This window comes from Actinoplanes siamensis, assembly GCF_016862395.1.
Lineage (GTDB): Bacteria > Actinomycetota > Actinomycetes > Mycobacteriales > Micromonosporaceae > Actinoplanes > Actinoplanes siamensis.
On the sequence record NZ_BOMW01000047.1, the window covers coordinates 1 to 13,304 of the forward strand.

Sequence of the window (13,304 nt, forward strand, 5' to 3'; positions counted from 1 at the left end):
TTAGACGGGCGTCGAAACTCGCAGCCTGTTACGGCCATGTGCGCACGGTGTTACATGCGGTTGAGTGGATCTCTCACAGTCCCGGGTCGGGAAAGCGCAGGGGTAGCACCAGCTCCACCACCCCACGCGTTTGATCAGAGGGGAGATCATCGTGACCCAACCAGCCGTCGTCTTCGTGCCCCCCGGCGCCAGTGACACGGACGCAGACGACGATGTTCGACACGCCATGGCGCACTGCACCCGGCCACTTCCGCCGCGCGTCATCTGGGGGAACTGGGGTGAAGCCCTGCGGGAGATGCTCCAGGGCGTCGTGGTGGTCCTCGCCCGCCCCGAGCACGCCGGTCCGATGCCCCCCGAAGTGGTAGGGGAGGACACCCGGAGGATTGCGCAGACGGCAGTGGAGATTGCCCGCGAGCGCGTCACCCCGGGCCGGCACCGCAAGCCGGCCCGGTGGCGGATCAACCGCCGGCAGGCGGCGTGGACGCAGATCGCCGCAACGGCCGTCGCGGGCGTCATGTGGGTGCTGCTCGAAACCGGCGAGCTGGGCTACGAGGGGCCGCTGTACGGGCTGGTGTGGACAGCGCTCGCCGCCTGGGTTCCGTTCATCGTCTACGTCGTCGATCGAGTGTGGCGCGAGGACGTAGCGGCGGCCGCCTGGGAGGGGCAGGTGGCCGGTCGGATCATCGGGCAGCGAGAGGGGTACTCGGACGGGTACCTCGACGGGATCGCGGTACGCGACTCCTAGAGTCGATTCCCCTACCAGTTCCCTAAACGGCATCAGGCCCGGTCGAGAGACCGGGCCTGACCTGTACCTTCATAGATCGTTGATCTGTGTCCGGAGGGGGACATGGCCCCCCAAATGCCGCACCGAGCACGTAAAACCTCTTTCTGTGTCATAGCGGTGCATGAGCACCGTGGACATCCTGGGCTGGACGCCTGGCTTGCATGTGGAGTTCACGATCCGTGAAGGGCTGATCGTGGTCGCCGCCGACGAGGCGGGCTGCCGCACCTTGGATGAACGCTGTCACGTCCTGCTCCCGATGCGAGTGCGCCGAGCCTGCCGGCTCGACGGTACGCAGCGGGTGGTGCTGGCCGCACTGCCGGGCCGGCAGCGGCTGATCGTGCATCCGCCCGCCCTGCTGGGCCAGCTGACCCTGGCCGTTCACACCGCCGCGCTCGGTGGGCAGCTGTGAGCGCCGCGGCGAAGCCGGAGGTGGTGCAGGCGGCGCGTACGTTGTTGCAGCAGATGGGCATCACGCCCGCGGATCTGCTCAACACCGCGGTGCCGGGAAGGTCGACGCCGACGTTCGCCGAGTATGTGCCGATCGTGGCCGCGGCGGTCGCGCCCGGCTCCCAGCGCATGTATGGCACCTACTGGGCCAAAGCCGTCGAACGCTGGGCCGACCGGCACATCGACGAGGTGATCCCGTCCGAGATCGAAGTCGCGATGCGCGAAATCCAAGCCAACGCGCTGCGACGGCGTAACAACCGCGGCGGCCGCAGCGCCGCCGAGCATTTCATCTCCGCCATGCGCTGCTTCTACAAGAGAGCGGTCGCCGACGGTTACATCGGCGAGAGCGACAACCCAGCCCGCAAGGTCCCGAAACCGGCCCGGCACGCCTCCACCCGTTCGGCGCTGGCCCACGGCCGGCTTGCCGAGTTGACTGCGACGGCGGGCACGTCCGGCAACGACCCGGAGCTCGACACGCTGATCCTGCGGTTCCACATCGAGACGGCCTGCCGCCGCGGCGGCCTGCTCGGGCTACGGCCGATGGACCTCGACGTCGAACAGTGCCTGGTGCTGCTGCGGGAGAAAGGCGAGACGTTCCGGTGGCAGCCGATCTCCCCGACCCTGATGACGTTCCTACGACAGCACGCCCAGGAACGCGGCTCCCCGCAAAGCGGGACGCTGCTGCGGTATCGCAACGGCAAACCCGTCGGCCGACGCCGCTACGACTACCTGTTCACCCGCGTCGGCGAACTCCTGCCCTGGGCCAGAACCCAGATGATCTCCGCGCACTGGCTACGGCACACGACCCTTACCTGGGTCGAACGCGTCTATGGGTACGCCGTCGCTCTCGCCTACGCTGGCCACGCCGAAACGCCGAGCGATGCCGGCACCACCGCCCGGTACGTGAAGGCGACGCTGCAGGAAGTCGCCACCGCGCTGGCCGGGCTGACCGGGGAACCGCACCCGCTGGCGCTGCCCGACACACTGGCGGTGCGCACCATTGCCAGCGATGCGTTGGTCGGTGAGTACGACTAACCAGGTATGAGGTCTGGCGACGGGACGCCGTCCCGCCGCCAGACCGACTACTGAAGCACATCCTCGGCGATCTCAACCACCGACGGCTGCTGTCCTTCGCGCGGCGGCTATTTGAATCCGCATCCGGCCTGGCCGGCGTGGGTGAAGGGCCTATTTGTCCTTCCAGCGGGTCGTGGTCAGCAGCGTGGTCTTGTCAATCGGAGGGAGCCCGTCGTCGAGGCTGCGGAGGCGTTGGTAGATGTCGCGCATCTTGGCTTTGTCCGGGATGTATCGCGTGCCCACGGCCTTTTCCAGGACGGTCAGCGTGCTTGCCAGTCTGATCGATCCGATCGTGCTGTCGTTGTGACGCATGCGGGTCAGTCGCCGGATCTCGCGGGTGGCGGTTTCTGTGCCGAGGCCGTCGTCGATCAGGACGATGACGTCCGCACCTGCTTCTGCGGCGACCACGGCGTGGGCGATCACCATCGTCTCGCCCAGGTCCTTGGACCGTTTCAGGCGCTCGGCCATGGGCTGCTGGGTGATCCGGTGGACGACCTGCGCGAGCTCGGGTGTGAAGTCGTCGGACAGGATTTGGATCCAGGTCGGGGTGAGTTTCTTCCAGATTGCCGCCGCTGGGCGGAATCGAAGATCCTGATCGGCTTTGCGGAGGACCTCGGCCTCCACTGAGGCCGGCGCGCTGAGTTGGCCCAGCATGGCGATGAGCAGACGTTCCTGATTGATCGAGAGGAAGTTCAGGCCGGGGCCGGCGTCGATGATGGGTCGCTGCGTCATCTCGCATTCGGCTCCGTTGCCGTCTCGAGGGATTCGTCCATGGCGTTGAGCGCGTCATCCAGGGCATCGAGATCGACCCGTACCTCGGGAAGCTCACCGGGATCCGTCCAGGGGACCGGATGCTGCGCGGGGGAGATGCCGGCTTCGCGTAGTTCGGTGGTGGCCTGCTCGGGCGTGATGCCGCGCAGGGTCGCGATCGCCTGTACGGAGATCACCCCTTCGGCGTAGCCCTGAATAGCGCGGGCAAGCAGCCGCTGTGGTGCGCGCCGTTGGTCTGAGTCGGCCTGCAGCGCGTGGTATTGGTCGCTCCAGCCGAAACGCACGGCGAGTTGGGGGGCGGTCGCGGACATCCACTCGCGTTTGGTGTCGGCGTTGATGCGTCCCGCCTGTTCAAGCGCGATGGCGGCGATCTGTGGCGAGACCAGGAAGCGTTGGACGATGGCCGACAGCGTTGCCAGATTGGTCTCGGCGACGTCGGCGACGAACGTCTTCAGCCCTTTGACGGGCAGTAGCAGGTGCCGGGCGAAGGCGTTTGCTCGGCTCTCTGTGGGTGAGGGTGTGCTCCAGTCGCCGCCGGTGTTGTCGGCCCAGTCGCCGAAGACGACGTGGGCGAGCTCATGCGCGAGGGTGCTTCGTTGCCGCATCGGGTGCCGGGTCCGTGCGACGCCGATGAACACGGTTCCGCGCTGTGGGTCGCACATCGTCAGGCCGTGTTCATCGGGTCCTACGTCGAGAACGGCCACGTCGACCTTGGCCGACTGTTCGATCAAAGCCACCAGGTCACCCAGCGGCTGCTGTCCGAGCCTGTGGTCCTGCCGGAACTTTTCGGCAGCGGCGCGTCCTTCTACCTCTGCGTTCACGGTTCTAACCGCCGTCAGATCGTGGCCGGGATGGCCTGCTCGTCCAGGTAGTCGTCGAGTTCGAGGAAGTGCAGGAGCGCGTCACGCATGTCCTGCATGCCGGAGCCGTTGGTGGCTCGGGCCGCGCACTGGACCCGATCAGCCACCGTGCTGATGCCGGTGAGTTGGGCAACGGTGAAGCCGGTTGCCCAGGAGATCGCCACGATCTCTGGCAGTTTCGCCACGCGATCACCGGAGATGATCCGCGACAGCGTGGGTTGTGAGATGCCGGTGGCGTCGGCGAGTGCTCGCTGGCTGAATCCTGCGGTCACCCGTGCTTTCTCTATCAGCGAGCCGATGTTGATGCTGGTCATGACTCCTTACCCCCGGACTGAATCACGATCGCTTCCCGTGATTCAGTCTACGTGATCCATCAAGCTGACGCCATCGCTGCCACTGTGCCGCCACGCCCGGCAGACCGCAGTGCTCGCCGCAGGATCTGTTAGCAGGATCTCGTCGTGATCTGCTGCTCGGCGTCGCCCCGAAGCGGTGCTGGTTCTGTTTGTCGCGGTGCTGTTGATGCTCTCCTCGAGCAAGGTCTGGCGCCACGCCAGCGCCGGGTGACCTGGAGCCGGACAGGGAAGGGCTTCCCCGGCCGGCCCTTGCTGATCAGTTTTTGAGGAATGAGGCGATGAAGCGTTCGGCGTCCAACGCCGCCGCGCAGCCGGTGCCGGCGGCGGTGATGGCCTGCCGGTACGTGTGGTCGACCAGGTCACCCGCGGCGAACACGCCGGGGACGTTGGTCCGGGTGCTGGGCGCGTCGACCTTGACGTAGCCCTCGTCGTCCAGCTCGATCTGGCCCTTGAACAGCTCACTGCGCGGGTCGTGGCCGATCGCCACGAACACGCCGGTCACGTCGAGCACCTTGGTCTCGCCCGAGACCAGGTTGCGGAGCCGGACACCGACGACCTTGCCGTCGGCTCCGAGGATCTCCTCGACCACCGAGTTCCACTCGACCTTGATCTTCTCATTGTCGAGCGCCCGCTTCTGCATGACCTTGCTGGCCCGGAACGTGTCCCGGCGGTGCACGATGGTCACGGACTCGGCTAACCGGGTGAGGAACGTGGCCTCCTCCATCGCCGAGTCGCCGCCGCCGACCACCACGATGTGCTGGCCGCGGAAGAAGAACCCGTCACAGGTGGCGCAGGACGAGACGCCGTGGCCGAGCAGCTCCTGCTCGCCGGGGACGCCGATCGGGCGCCACGCGGAGCCGGTCGACAGGATCACGGCGCGGGCGAAGAACTACTGCTCGCCGACCCAGACCGTCTTGAGGCCCTCGGTGCCGGCCTCGGTCGGCTTGTCGGTGAGCTCGACGCGGCTGACGTCGTCGGTCAGGAACTCCGCGCCGAACTTCTCGGCCTGGGCCCGCATGTTGTCCATCAGCTCGGGACCCATGACGCCGTCGCGGAAGCCGGGGAAGTTCTCCACCTCGGTGGTCGTCATCAGCGAACCACCGGACTGCACACCCTCGATCACCAGAGGCTTGAGGTTGGCACGGGCGGCGTAGAGTGCCGCCGTGTAGCCGGACGGCCCGGAACCGATGATGATCAGATCGCGAATCGACTCCATCAGGCGGCCGGGAGCAGATCGGCGAGCAGCACCCCGATGCGGGCCTTAATCTCGTCACGGATCGGCCGGACCGCGTCGACGCCCTTACCGGCGGGGTCTTCGAGTTTCCAGTCCTCGTAGCGTTTGCCGGGGAAGACGGGGCAGGCGTCGCCGCAGCCCATGGTGATGATGACGTCGGATTCCTGGGCGCCTTCGAAGGTGAGCTTGGTCGGGGTCTGGTCGGTGATGTCGATGCCGACCTCCTTCATTGCCTCGACAGCGGCGGGGTTGATGGTTTCGGCGGGGGCGGAGCCAGCGGAGCGGACTTCGACCTGGTCGCCGGCGAGGTGGCGCAGCCAGCCGGCGGCCATCTGGGAGCGGCCGGCGTTGTGGACGCAGACGAACAGGACGGTGGGCTTGGCGTCGCTCATGAGTTCGGTCTTCCTTCGAAGGGCTGGTGACAGGTGGGATGTGACAGGGTCAGGCGGTGCGAGGCTCGTCGGCCGGGTGCTCCACGACGACCTTGTCCGCGGTCTCACCAACGGTGGGGTAGAGGGCGAGGAGCAGGCCGACGCCGATGATCAAGCCGGCGAGCTGTGCGATGACGAAGCCGGGCACCGAGCCGGGGGCGATGCCGGCGAAGGTGTCGGTGAAGGCGCGGCCGATGGTGACGGCCGGGTTCGCGAAGCTGGTGCTGCTGGTGAACCAGTAGGCGGCGCCGATGTAGGCGCCGACCGCGGCCGGGGCGACGGAGGCGCGGCCGGACCGGCCGAGGGCGAAGATCAGCAGGAGCAGGCCGGTGACGGCGACGATCTCGCCGAGCCACAGGTTGCCGGCGGCGCGTTCCTTTGTCGAGAAGGTGACCGGGGCGAGGTCGAACATCAGGTTCGCCAGGATTGAGCCGGCGATCGCTCCGATGGTCTGCGCGACGGCGTACCCGCAGAGGTCCTTGATTGTCAGGCCGGTGCCGGCGCGGCGGCCGAGGAACCAGTCGGCGGCCGAGACGACCGGGTTGAAGTGGGCGCCGGAGACCGGCCCGAACGTCAGGATGAGCGCGCCGAGGGCGAACGCGGTCGCGACCGAGTTCTCCAGCAGCTGCAGGCCTACATCGTTCGGGGAGAGGGTGGTGGCCATGATGCCGGAGCCGACGACGGCGGTGACCAGCAGCGCGGTGCCGAGGAACTCGGCGAGCAGTCGCCGCCACAGGGTGATTTGGGGCATGAAGACGTGACTCCGGGTCGTGTCGGTGACGGTGGGTTGGTGCTGGGTGCGGTGACCGGGTCAGCGGGCCGGGATGGCGAGCTGGTCGAGCAGGCGGTGCACGCGGCGTTCGAGGTCGTCGCGGATCGGGCGGACCTGCTCGACGGTGAGGTCGGCGGGGTCGTCCACGTCCCAGTTCTCATACCGGGTGCCGGGGAAGACCGGGCAGGCGTCGCCGCAGCCCATGGTGATGACCACGTCGGCGGCGCGGACGATCTCGTCGGTCCACGGTTTCGGGTATTCGCCGGTGATGTCGATGCCGCGTTCGGTCATGGCGGTGATCGCGGCCGGGTTGATCGTGGTACCGGGTTCGGAGCCGCCGGACCAGGCGACCGCGTGGTCGCCGGCGAGGGTGGTGAAGAAGCCGAGGGCCATCTGTGAGCGGCCGGCGTTGTGGGTGCACAGGAACAGCACGACCGGTTTGCCGTCGCGGTGGTGGCCTTCGACGCGGGCCAGTATTTGCAGGCGCTGGCGGGCGAAGCGTTCGGCCAGCAGCGGCAAGTAGTTCGGCACGGTGTGGGCGGTGGCGAACTGCTCGTAGCTGGTGTGCAGGAACCGCTCGATGGTCTCCGGGCCGTAGATACTCGCGAATTCGCTTGCGAGTCGGGTAGCGGCGGTGCGCAGCGCGAGGTCCTGGTCGATGGACAGGTCGGGGATGTCGGGGTGGACGAGGTCAGCCATGGTCGACTCCGGTGTCGATGACGGGGGCGATCCGGTCGATGCGGTCGGCCAGGTCGGTGTAGGCGGCCTCGAATGCTTCGTCGGTGTCGACGCGGGCGGGGTCGGGCACGGACCAGTGCAGGCGGGGCCGGATTTCGCCGGTGAGGTCTTCGTGGGCGTTGTCGCAGACGGCGATGATCAGGTCGCCGTCACCGACGACGTCGTCGACGTGGTGGGTGCCGGTCGGATCGAGGGCGAGGCCGTGCTGGTGGGCGACCCGGACCGCGCGGGGGTGCACTCGCTGGGCGGGCAGTGTGCCGGCGGAGGCGACCTGGCCGCCGACCCGGTCGCGCCATAGGGCGGCGGCGAGCTGCGATCGGGCGGAGTTGTGGGTGCAGACGAACACGACCCGGTCCGCGGTGTCGAGCCGTGGCGCGGTGAGCGAGGACAGCACACCGGGGATCAGGCGCAGGTAGGTGCGGCGGCGGTCGCCCTCGGAACGGGTCCGCGCGAGAAGGCCTGCTTCTTGCAGGACCTTGACGTGGTGGGCGACGAGGTTGGTGGGCATGTCGAGGTCGGCGGCGATCTCGCCGGGGGAGGCGTCGCCGAGGATGAGCGCGTCGACGATGGCGAGGCGTGCGGGGTCGCCGAGGGCGGCGTGCACCCGGGCCCGCGCCCCCAGCGACAAAGCTTCAGCGTTCATTGACTCAATGATTGCTGATGTATTTCAGGTTTGGCAAGCGAACAGCGGATGAACGGGGCGGCTCGGGGATCACGCAACAATCTGCCGCTACGGTGTCGACCGTGCCGTGCCTGTTCTCGCCGATCTGCACGCGGTGACCTGGGAAGCCGGGCTCCTGGGGTTCGCTGCCGGCCTGCTGATCTCCGTGGTCACGGCGCCCGTCGGGGTTTCGGGGGCGGTGTTCCTGCTGCCGGTGCAGCTCAGCGTTCTTCACGTGCCCAGCCCGGCGGTCACGCCGACCAATCTGCTGTTCAACGTTGTCGCCGGGCCGGGCGCTCTGCTGCGCTACCGCCGCAACGGTCAGCTCGGCGGCGCGTTGACCCGGCTGCTGTTGGCCGGCACGCTGCCCGGCGTTGTGCTGGGCGCGTTCATCCGGGTGTTCGCCATCCCGGGACCGAGGGTCTTCCGGCTGGTGGTCGCGGCGGTGTTGCTGCCGCTCGGGGTGTGGCTGTGTGTACGGGCGCTACGCGGGACCGTGGTGGACCGGCCGCCGCTGTCGCGGCACACGATCCTCGCGCTCGGAGTCCTGGTCGGCAGCGTCGGTGGGATCTACGGGATCGGTGGCGGCAGCATCCTCGGGCCGATCCTGGCCGGCAGGGGTGTTCCGATGACACAGGTCGCACCGGCGGCGCTGGCGTCGACCTTCGTCACCTCGATCGCCGGTGCGGCCACTTACGGGATGATTGCGCTGACCACCAGCGGGGACATCGCCCCACACTGGGCGCTCGGGTTGCTGTGCGGGCTCGGCGGGCTGATCGGTGGCTACCTGGGCGCCCGCCTGCAACCGCGCCTGCCGGAACAGGCCCTTCGGATGCTGCTGGGCGTGCTGGCAACAGGCTTGGCGGTGCTGTACCTGGTCCAGACGCTGACCTGAGCGCCCGGCATTCGGGCTTGCATCCGGTACCCACGTACAGGCTTACCGTCATCGCATGACCATCGATGACCTGGCCTGGGCACCCGAGGCCTGCACCCTGCCGAGCGTCGACCGGCCGCTGCGGGTGGCCGAGTTCGACGACCTGTTCACCACGGCGCTGCGGCGTCAGCAGCGTCTGTCGGTGACCCGGTTGCGCTGGCACCTCGACCCGGCCGCCGAGGCCGTCGCCCGAGACCTGACCGCCCGGGAGACAGCGTGCTGCTCCTTCTTCTCGTTTTCTTTCGCTGCTGACGGTGGAACTCTGTGCCTGGACGTCGAGGTTCCGCCGGCGCACGCCGGGGCTCTCGAGGCTCTCGCCGTACGGGCTGCCGCCGGGATGCGGCAGTGAGCGGGTTGCGTAGCAGCCAGGTCGCCGCCGCGGCCGGCGTGAACTTGCAGACGCTGCGCTACTACGAGCGCCGCGGGCTGCTGGCCGAGCCGGATCGCACTCTCGGCGGGCATCGGCTGTATCCGGCCGAGACGGTCACCGTGCTGCGGGTCATCAAGGCGGCGCAGCGGCTCGGATTCACCCTCGACGAGGTTGCCGACCTGCTCGAAGCAGGCGGGCACCGCCACAGTTCCACGGACACCGGGCTACGTGCCCGGGCACAGGCCAAACTGGCCGAGGTGCAGCAGAAGATCGACGACCTTCAGGTCATCGCCGGAACCCTGCGCGCCGCCGTCGACGCAGGCTGCGACGACCTGGTCGCCTGCGCCGGGCAGCCGTGCTGCCCGATCCCGTTCGCCACGATCGCCGTAGGAGCCCCCGATGCCGACCCTCGGTGACCGCGTCCGCGGCCTGCTCCCATCAGGTTTGACCGGCCTTGCCGGGGCCGCCTGCGCCGCGTGCTGCCTGATGCCGGCACTGGTGGCCGCCGGCGTGCTTTCCGGTACGGGCTGGGCTGCCGCCGCGGCCTGGCTGCCCGGTATCGCCATCGGGCTCACCACCCTGGCCGCAGCCGCATGGTGGTGGACCAGCCGCCGGCGCCATCGCACCGGCTGCGCGGGCGGGACCTGCGCCTGCAGCACCTCGTGATCGCCAGCTTCGGCGCCGCAGGGACGCGGTGCAGGGCGTGACCGTACTGCCGGCTCGCTGATCTGAGGCATGGCCAGGGACGGGCCCGCCGTGCCAGGCCTCGCGCCCTTCCTTGACCGCGACCACGGCGATGACCAGCGCGGCGGCCGGATCCGCCCACGACCAGCCGAACAGGCTGTTCAGTAGTAGGCCGGCGAGCAGGACGGCGGGCAGGTAGGTGCACAGCAGGGTCTGCTTCGAGTCGGCCACGGCGGTGCGGGAGCCGAGTTCCCGGCCGGCGTGACGCTGCGCGTAGGACAAACCTGTATAGATGGCGAAGGGGCCGCAGCGGATCCTGTTTATGCCTGCGTCGAGGCGGCTTCCATCGTGAGTAGTGTGGCGAGTTGGCGCATGATGCCGGGTCGGGCCCGGTAGTACACCCATGAGCCGCGCCGTTCGGCGTCGACCAGGCCGGCTTCGCGCAGTGTCTTCAGGTGATGCGAGATCGTCGGTCCGGACAGCTCGAATGCCGGGGTCAGGTCGCACACGCAGGCTTCTCCGCCGGGCGCGGACGCGATCATCGACATCAGCTGCAGCCGGACCGGGTCTCCGAGCGCCTTGAACGCCGGCGCCAGCAGGGCGGCCGTGTCTGCGGGAACGCGCTGCTGTGCCAGGGGCGGGCAGCACGGCGTCTCGGCGTTGAGGTCGGTGAGGGTGAGCGACCCGGCTGATTTCGACATGAGTCTAGGTTGACATCCATCTAAGCCGTGTGCAAAATCTCTGTTTCGAGAAACATCGAATTCGACAGGTGTCGAGACGAGTTTGAGGGGTTCACCATGTTCCGTTTCACCCGCCGTGCCCGCGTCACCGAGAGTGTCCGCTTCTGCGACGGCTGCGCCGAAGTCGCCACCGCCGCCCAGCGCGCCGAGCGCCACTACGAACGCGCCCATGCCCGGTGGCAGCCGCTCGGCCTGCCCCGCTGACCAACCAGCCCCGCAACCACGAAGGAGCCCGACGATGAGCGACACCACCAGCACGACCCCGGCCACGGGCGGCTTCACCGGTGACCCTGCCGCCGCCCTCACCGTGGCCGGTACCGGCGGCTGCTGCGGCAACCCGCCCCAGGGCAGCCTCACCCTTCCCGCCCCGGACGCCGAGACCAGCGCCCCGTGCTGCGGCAGCACCGCCGAAGCCCAGCAGGCAGGCTCCTGCTGCGGCACGGCCGCCAAGCAGGAAGCAGTCGCCTCCGGACAAGGCTGCTGCGGATGACCAGCCCGCCGATCCAGGCCGGCCCGCTGGCCGGCCTGGACGCCCTGCTCGAGCGAGTCTCGGGCGAGCGAATGGCGGCCACGGTGACTGCCCTGGCCGGCAAGGCGTTCACCGGCCGCCGCGTCGGCAGCCCCGGCGGCGCGGCCGCCCGCGCCTGGCTCACGGAACTGCTGACCGCGACCGGAGCCACGGTCACCCAGAAGGGGTTCACCGTCGGCAACGTGCCGCAGGTTTACGCGCCGCCGACGCCGTTGTGGCAGCACGACGGACAGACGGTGCCGCTGGTGTTCGGCCGCGACATCGCCGTGCATCTCGCCTCCGCCGATCATGCCCGGCCGCTGCGGGCTCCGCTCGCGGTCGCCGGTTACGGCGACCCGGCCGGCCGGTGGCTGCTCGTCGCGCCCGGCACCAGCCTGTTCGATGCCTACGGTCACGCCGACGGTGCGGCCGGGCTGCTGCTGGCCCGCGGCGTGGACGCCGACGGCTGGCACTACACGATGCTGGCCGGCCCCGATCCGGGCCCGCTGCCGGTGCTGTCCATGGAGACCGGCCTGCATCAGCGGATGACCGCCGCCGCGCGCCGCGCCGACCACGACGAGTTGCTAACCGCGGCCGCCCCGATCCGCCGCACCGAGGTCACCGCCACCAACCTGCATGCCCGCTACCGGCAGGCTTCGCCCGACGGACTGAACCTGCTGCTCACCGCCCACTACGACGGCGTCGGCGACCATCCCGGGCTGCGTCAACCGGCGGCGGCGGACAACGGCAGCGGCGTCGCCGTCGTCTGCGAAGCCGCCCGGCTGCTCGCCCCGGTCCTGCCGGAAGGCGTCGGGCTGCAGGTGGCGCTGCTGGCCGCCGGGCCGGTCGCCTCCGACAACCGCCGCTACGCCGCCGCCGGACTGGCTGCCGTCGGGATCGGCGCCGGCATGGCCGGCTACCACAGCCCGGCCGACACTACCGACCGCGTCGAAACCGCCACCCTGACCGCGATAGCCCGGCTGGTCGTGGCGACCGCCTGGCTCGCCGCCACCGCACCGGCTACGCTTTTATCGTCGATCGGCGATAAACGATGATGAGTGTGATGGCGGATGGCCGAACTCCTCGATCGCGACGTGGCGCAGCAGTACGCCTCCTGGTTCCGTGCCCTGGCCGACCCGTCCCGGGTGCAGATCGTCGAGTACCTGGCCCGCCAGAACCGGCCGATGCCGGTGGGCGAGATCGTCGCCGCGGTCGGACTGGCCCAATCCACCGTCTCGCAGCACCTGAAGATCCTCACCGAGGTCCGGTTCGTGCTCGTGGAGCCGGTCGGCAACGCCCGCTACTACCGGATCAACACCCGCTGCATCGACTGCTTCCCGTCCGCCGCCGACGTCGTGATGGGCAGACCCGCCCCGCGGGCGACCGGAGGCTGCGAATGAACCCCGTGACCGTACGACCGATGCGAGCCGGCGACGCCAAAGCCGTTCTGGCGATCTTCCAGGCCGGCATCGACAGCGGCAACGCCAGCTTCGAACCCGCTGCACCACAATGGGAGGCCTTCGACGCGGCGAAGCTATCCGACCACCGGTTCGTCGCCGTCGACGACACGGACACGGTGCTTGGCTGGGTCGCCGTCTCACCGGTCTCCGCTCGCGCCGTCTATGCCGGCGTCGTCGAGCACTCCGTCTACGTCGACCCTGCCACGCAGGGCCTCGGCGTCGGACGGGCCCTGCTCCGGGCGCTGATCGCCTCGACGGAGTCGGCCGGGATCTGGACGATCCAATCCGGAGTTTTCCCCGAGAACACCGCCAGCCTCAACCTCCACACCACCTGCGGATTCCGCGTCGTCGGCATCCGCGAACGCATCGGCCGGCACGCCGCGCAAGGCAACCGCTGGCGCGACGTCGTCTTCATCGAACGCCGCAGCCCACACCTCTGACCACCCCTGACCGGCCACGAAGCCGGCACCGCACACGGTCACC

Annotated in this window: 20 protein-coding genes and 2 pseudogenes; 12 read left to right on the forward strand and 10 right to left on the reverse strand. The window is 69.1% G+C overall.

Annotated elements, in window-relative coordinates; translation table 11 throughout:
* The first annotated feature begins 151 nt into the window (after window positions 1–151).
* From Asi03nite_RS24105 to Asi03nite_RS24115, 3 genes are all read left to right on the forward strand, one after another.
* A complete protein-coding gene (locus tag Asi03nite_RS24105) occupies window positions 152–745 on the forward strand; it encodes a hypothetical protein (RefSeq protein ID WP_203682725.1) in 594 nt (197 codons plus the stop codon).
* A gap of 160 nt (window positions 746–905) precedes the next feature.
* Window positions 906–1,193, forward strand: a complete 288-nt coding sequence (locus Asi03nite_RS24110) for an AbrB/MazE/SpoVT family DNA-binding domain-containing protein (RefSeq protein WP_203682726.1) — start codon at window positions 906–908, stop codon at window positions 1,191–1,193.
* Window positions 1,190–2,266: a tyrosine-type recombinase/integrase gene (locus tag Asi03nite_RS24115; RefSeq protein WP_239102883.1), complete on the forward strand. Its 1,077-nt coding sequence runs from the start codon at window positions 1,190–1,192 to the stop codon at window positions 2,264–2,266. Before Asi03nite_RS24110 ends, Asi03nite_RS24115 begins: the two co-directional genes overlap by 4 nt.
* A gap of 150 nt (window positions 2,267–2,416) precedes the next feature.
* Here the strand turns inward: Asi03nite_RS24115 and Asi03nite_RS24120 are convergent, their stop codons facing one another.
* The 8 genes and pseudogenes from Asi03nite_RS24120 to Asi03nite_RS24155 all read right to left on the reverse strand — a co-directional run bounded on the left by Asi03nite_RS24120 (window position 2,417) and on the right by Asi03nite_RS24155 (window position 8,107).
* A complete protein-coding gene (locus tag Asi03nite_RS24120; RefSeq protein WP_203682727.1) occupies window positions 2,417–3,037 on the reverse strand; it encodes a PIN domain-containing protein in 621 nt (206 codons plus the stop codon).
* Window positions 3,034–3,897: an ImmA/IrrE family metallo-endopeptidase gene (locus Asi03nite_RS24125; RefSeq protein ID WP_203682728.1), complete on the reverse strand. Its 864-nt coding sequence runs from the start codon at window positions 3,895–3,897 to the stop codon at window positions 3,034–3,036. Before Asi03nite_RS24125 ends, Asi03nite_RS24120 begins: the two co-directional genes overlap by 4 nt.
* A gap of 14 nt (window positions 3,898–3,911) precedes the next feature.
* Window positions 3,912–4,250 (reverse strand): helix-turn-helix domain-containing protein, encoded by a 339-nt coding sequence (locus Asi03nite_RS24130; RefSeq protein ID WP_203682729.1) that lies wholly within the window; start codon window positions 4,248–4,250, stop codon window positions 3,912–3,914.
* Window positions 4,251–4,545: 295 nt separating this feature from the next.
* A pseudogene (trxB, locus tag Asi03nite_RS24135) lies at window positions 4,546–5,505 on the reverse strand (thioredoxin-disulfide reductase).
* Window positions 5,505–5,915, reverse strand: coding sequence for an arsenate reductase ArsC (locus Asi03nite_RS24140; RefSeq protein WP_203682730.1), 411 nt, complete (start codon window positions 5,913–5,915; stop codon window positions 5,505–5,507). Before Asi03nite_RS24140 ends, trxB begins: the two are co-directional and overlap by 1 nt.
* A 49-nt stretch (window positions 5,916–5,964) precedes the next feature.
* A complete protein-coding gene (locus tag Asi03nite_RS24145; RefSeq protein ID WP_203682731.1) occupies window positions 5,965–6,705 on the reverse strand; it encodes an aquaporin in 741 nt (246 codons plus the stop codon).
* Between the two features lie 60 nt (window positions 6,706–6,765).
* A complete protein-coding gene (locus tag Asi03nite_RS24150; protein WP_203682732.1) occupies window positions 6,766–7,425 on the reverse strand; it encodes an arsenate reductase ArsC in 660 nt (219 codons plus the stop codon).
* Window positions 7,418–8,107, reverse strand: coding sequence for an arsenate reductase/protein-tyrosine-phosphatase family protein (locus Asi03nite_RS24155; protein WP_203682733.1), 690 nt, complete (start codon window positions 8,105–8,107; stop codon window positions 7,418–7,420). The genes Asi03nite_RS24150 and Asi03nite_RS24155 overlap by 8 nt, the downstream gene beginning before the upstream one ends.
* Before the next feature lie 106 nt (window positions 8,108–8,213).
* Here Asi03nite_RS24155 and Asi03nite_RS24160 point away from each other — a divergent pair, with 106 nt between their 5' ends.
* Genes Asi03nite_RS24160 through Asi03nite_RS24175 form a run of 4 tightly spaced genes read left to right on the forward strand, consistent with a single transcriptional unit; the run spans window position 8,214 to window position 10,095 of the window.
* Complete coding sequence (locus Asi03nite_RS24160; protein ID WP_239102884.1) at window positions 8,214–9,020, forward strand: sulfite exporter TauE/SafE family protein; 807 nt, start codon at window positions 8,214–8,216, stop codon at window positions 9,018–9,020.
* 55 nt (window positions 9,021–9,075) lie between these two features.
* Window positions 9,076–9,408: a hypothetical protein gene (locus tag Asi03nite_RS24165; protein ID WP_203682734.1), complete on the forward strand. Its 333-nt coding sequence runs from the start codon at window positions 9,076–9,078 to the stop codon at window positions 9,406–9,408.
* The gene (locus Asi03nite_RS24170; RefSeq protein WP_203682735.1) at window positions 9,405–9,845 is read left to right on the forward strand and encodes a MerR family transcriptional regulator; all 441 of its coding nucleotides are present in this window, start codon (window positions 9,405–9,407) and stop codon (window positions 9,843–9,845) included. The genes Asi03nite_RS24165 and Asi03nite_RS24170 overlap by 4 nt, the downstream gene beginning before the upstream one ends.
* Window positions 9,829–10,095: a hypothetical protein gene (locus Asi03nite_RS24175; RefSeq protein ID WP_203682779.1), complete on the forward strand. Its 267-nt coding sequence runs from the start codon at window positions 9,829–9,831 to the stop codon at window positions 10,093–10,095. The genes Asi03nite_RS24170 and Asi03nite_RS24175 overlap by 17 nt, the downstream gene beginning before the upstream one ends.
* 87 nt (window positions 10,096–10,182) lie before the next feature.
* Here Asi03nite_RS24175 and Asi03nite_RS24180 read toward each other — a convergent pair.
* Together Asi03nite_RS24180 and Asi03nite_RS24185 are read right to left on the reverse strand one after the other, a co-directional pair.
* Window positions 10,183–10,395: pseudogene (locus Asi03nite_RS24180) on the reverse strand (cation transporter); the annotation flags it as partial.
* 38 nt (window positions 10,396–10,433) lie between these two features.
* Entirely contained in the window at window positions 10,434–10,814 is a 381-nt protein-coding gene (locus Asi03nite_RS24185) for an ArsR/SmtB family transcription factor (RefSeq protein WP_203682736.1), read from the reverse strand.
* A gap of 96 nt (window positions 10,815–10,910) precedes the next feature.
* On the opposite strand from Asi03nite_RS24185, the gene Asi03nite_RS24190 reads away from it, so the two are divergent.
* Genes Asi03nite_RS24190 through Asi03nite_RS24210 form a run of 5 tightly spaced genes read left to right on the forward strand, consistent with a single transcriptional unit; the run spans window position 10,911 to window position 13,261 of the window.
* A complete protein-coding gene (locus Asi03nite_RS24190; protein ID WP_203682737.1) occupies window positions 10,911–11,057 on the forward strand; it encodes a hypothetical protein in 147 nt (48 codons plus the stop codon).
* 34 nt (window positions 11,058–11,091) lie between these two features.
* Window positions 11,092–11,343 (forward strand): hypothetical protein, encoded by a 252-nt coding sequence (locus Asi03nite_RS24195; RefSeq protein WP_203682738.1) that lies wholly within the window; start codon window positions 11,092–11,094, stop codon window positions 11,341–11,343.
* On the forward strand, window positions 11,340–12,416 hold the full coding sequence (locus tag Asi03nite_RS24200; RefSeq protein ID WP_203682739.1) for a M28 family peptidase: 1,077 nt from the start codon (window positions 11,340–11,342) through the stop codon (window positions 12,414–12,416). The genes Asi03nite_RS24195 and Asi03nite_RS24200 overlap by 4 nt, the downstream gene beginning before the upstream one ends.
* A gap of 15 nt (window positions 12,417–12,431) precedes the next feature.
* A complete protein-coding gene (locus Asi03nite_RS24205) occupies window positions 12,432–12,761 on the forward strand; it encodes an ArsR/SmtB family transcription factor (protein WP_203682740.1) in 330 nt (109 codons plus the stop codon).
* Window positions 12,758–13,261 (forward strand): GNAT family N-acetyltransferase, encoded by a 504-nt coding sequence (locus Asi03nite_RS24210; RefSeq protein ID WP_203682741.1) that lies wholly within the window; start codon window positions 12,758–12,760, stop codon window positions 13,259–13,261. The genes Asi03nite_RS24205 and Asi03nite_RS24210 overlap by 4 nt, the downstream gene beginning before the upstream one ends.
* Window positions 13,262–13,304: the final 43 nt, after the last annotated feature.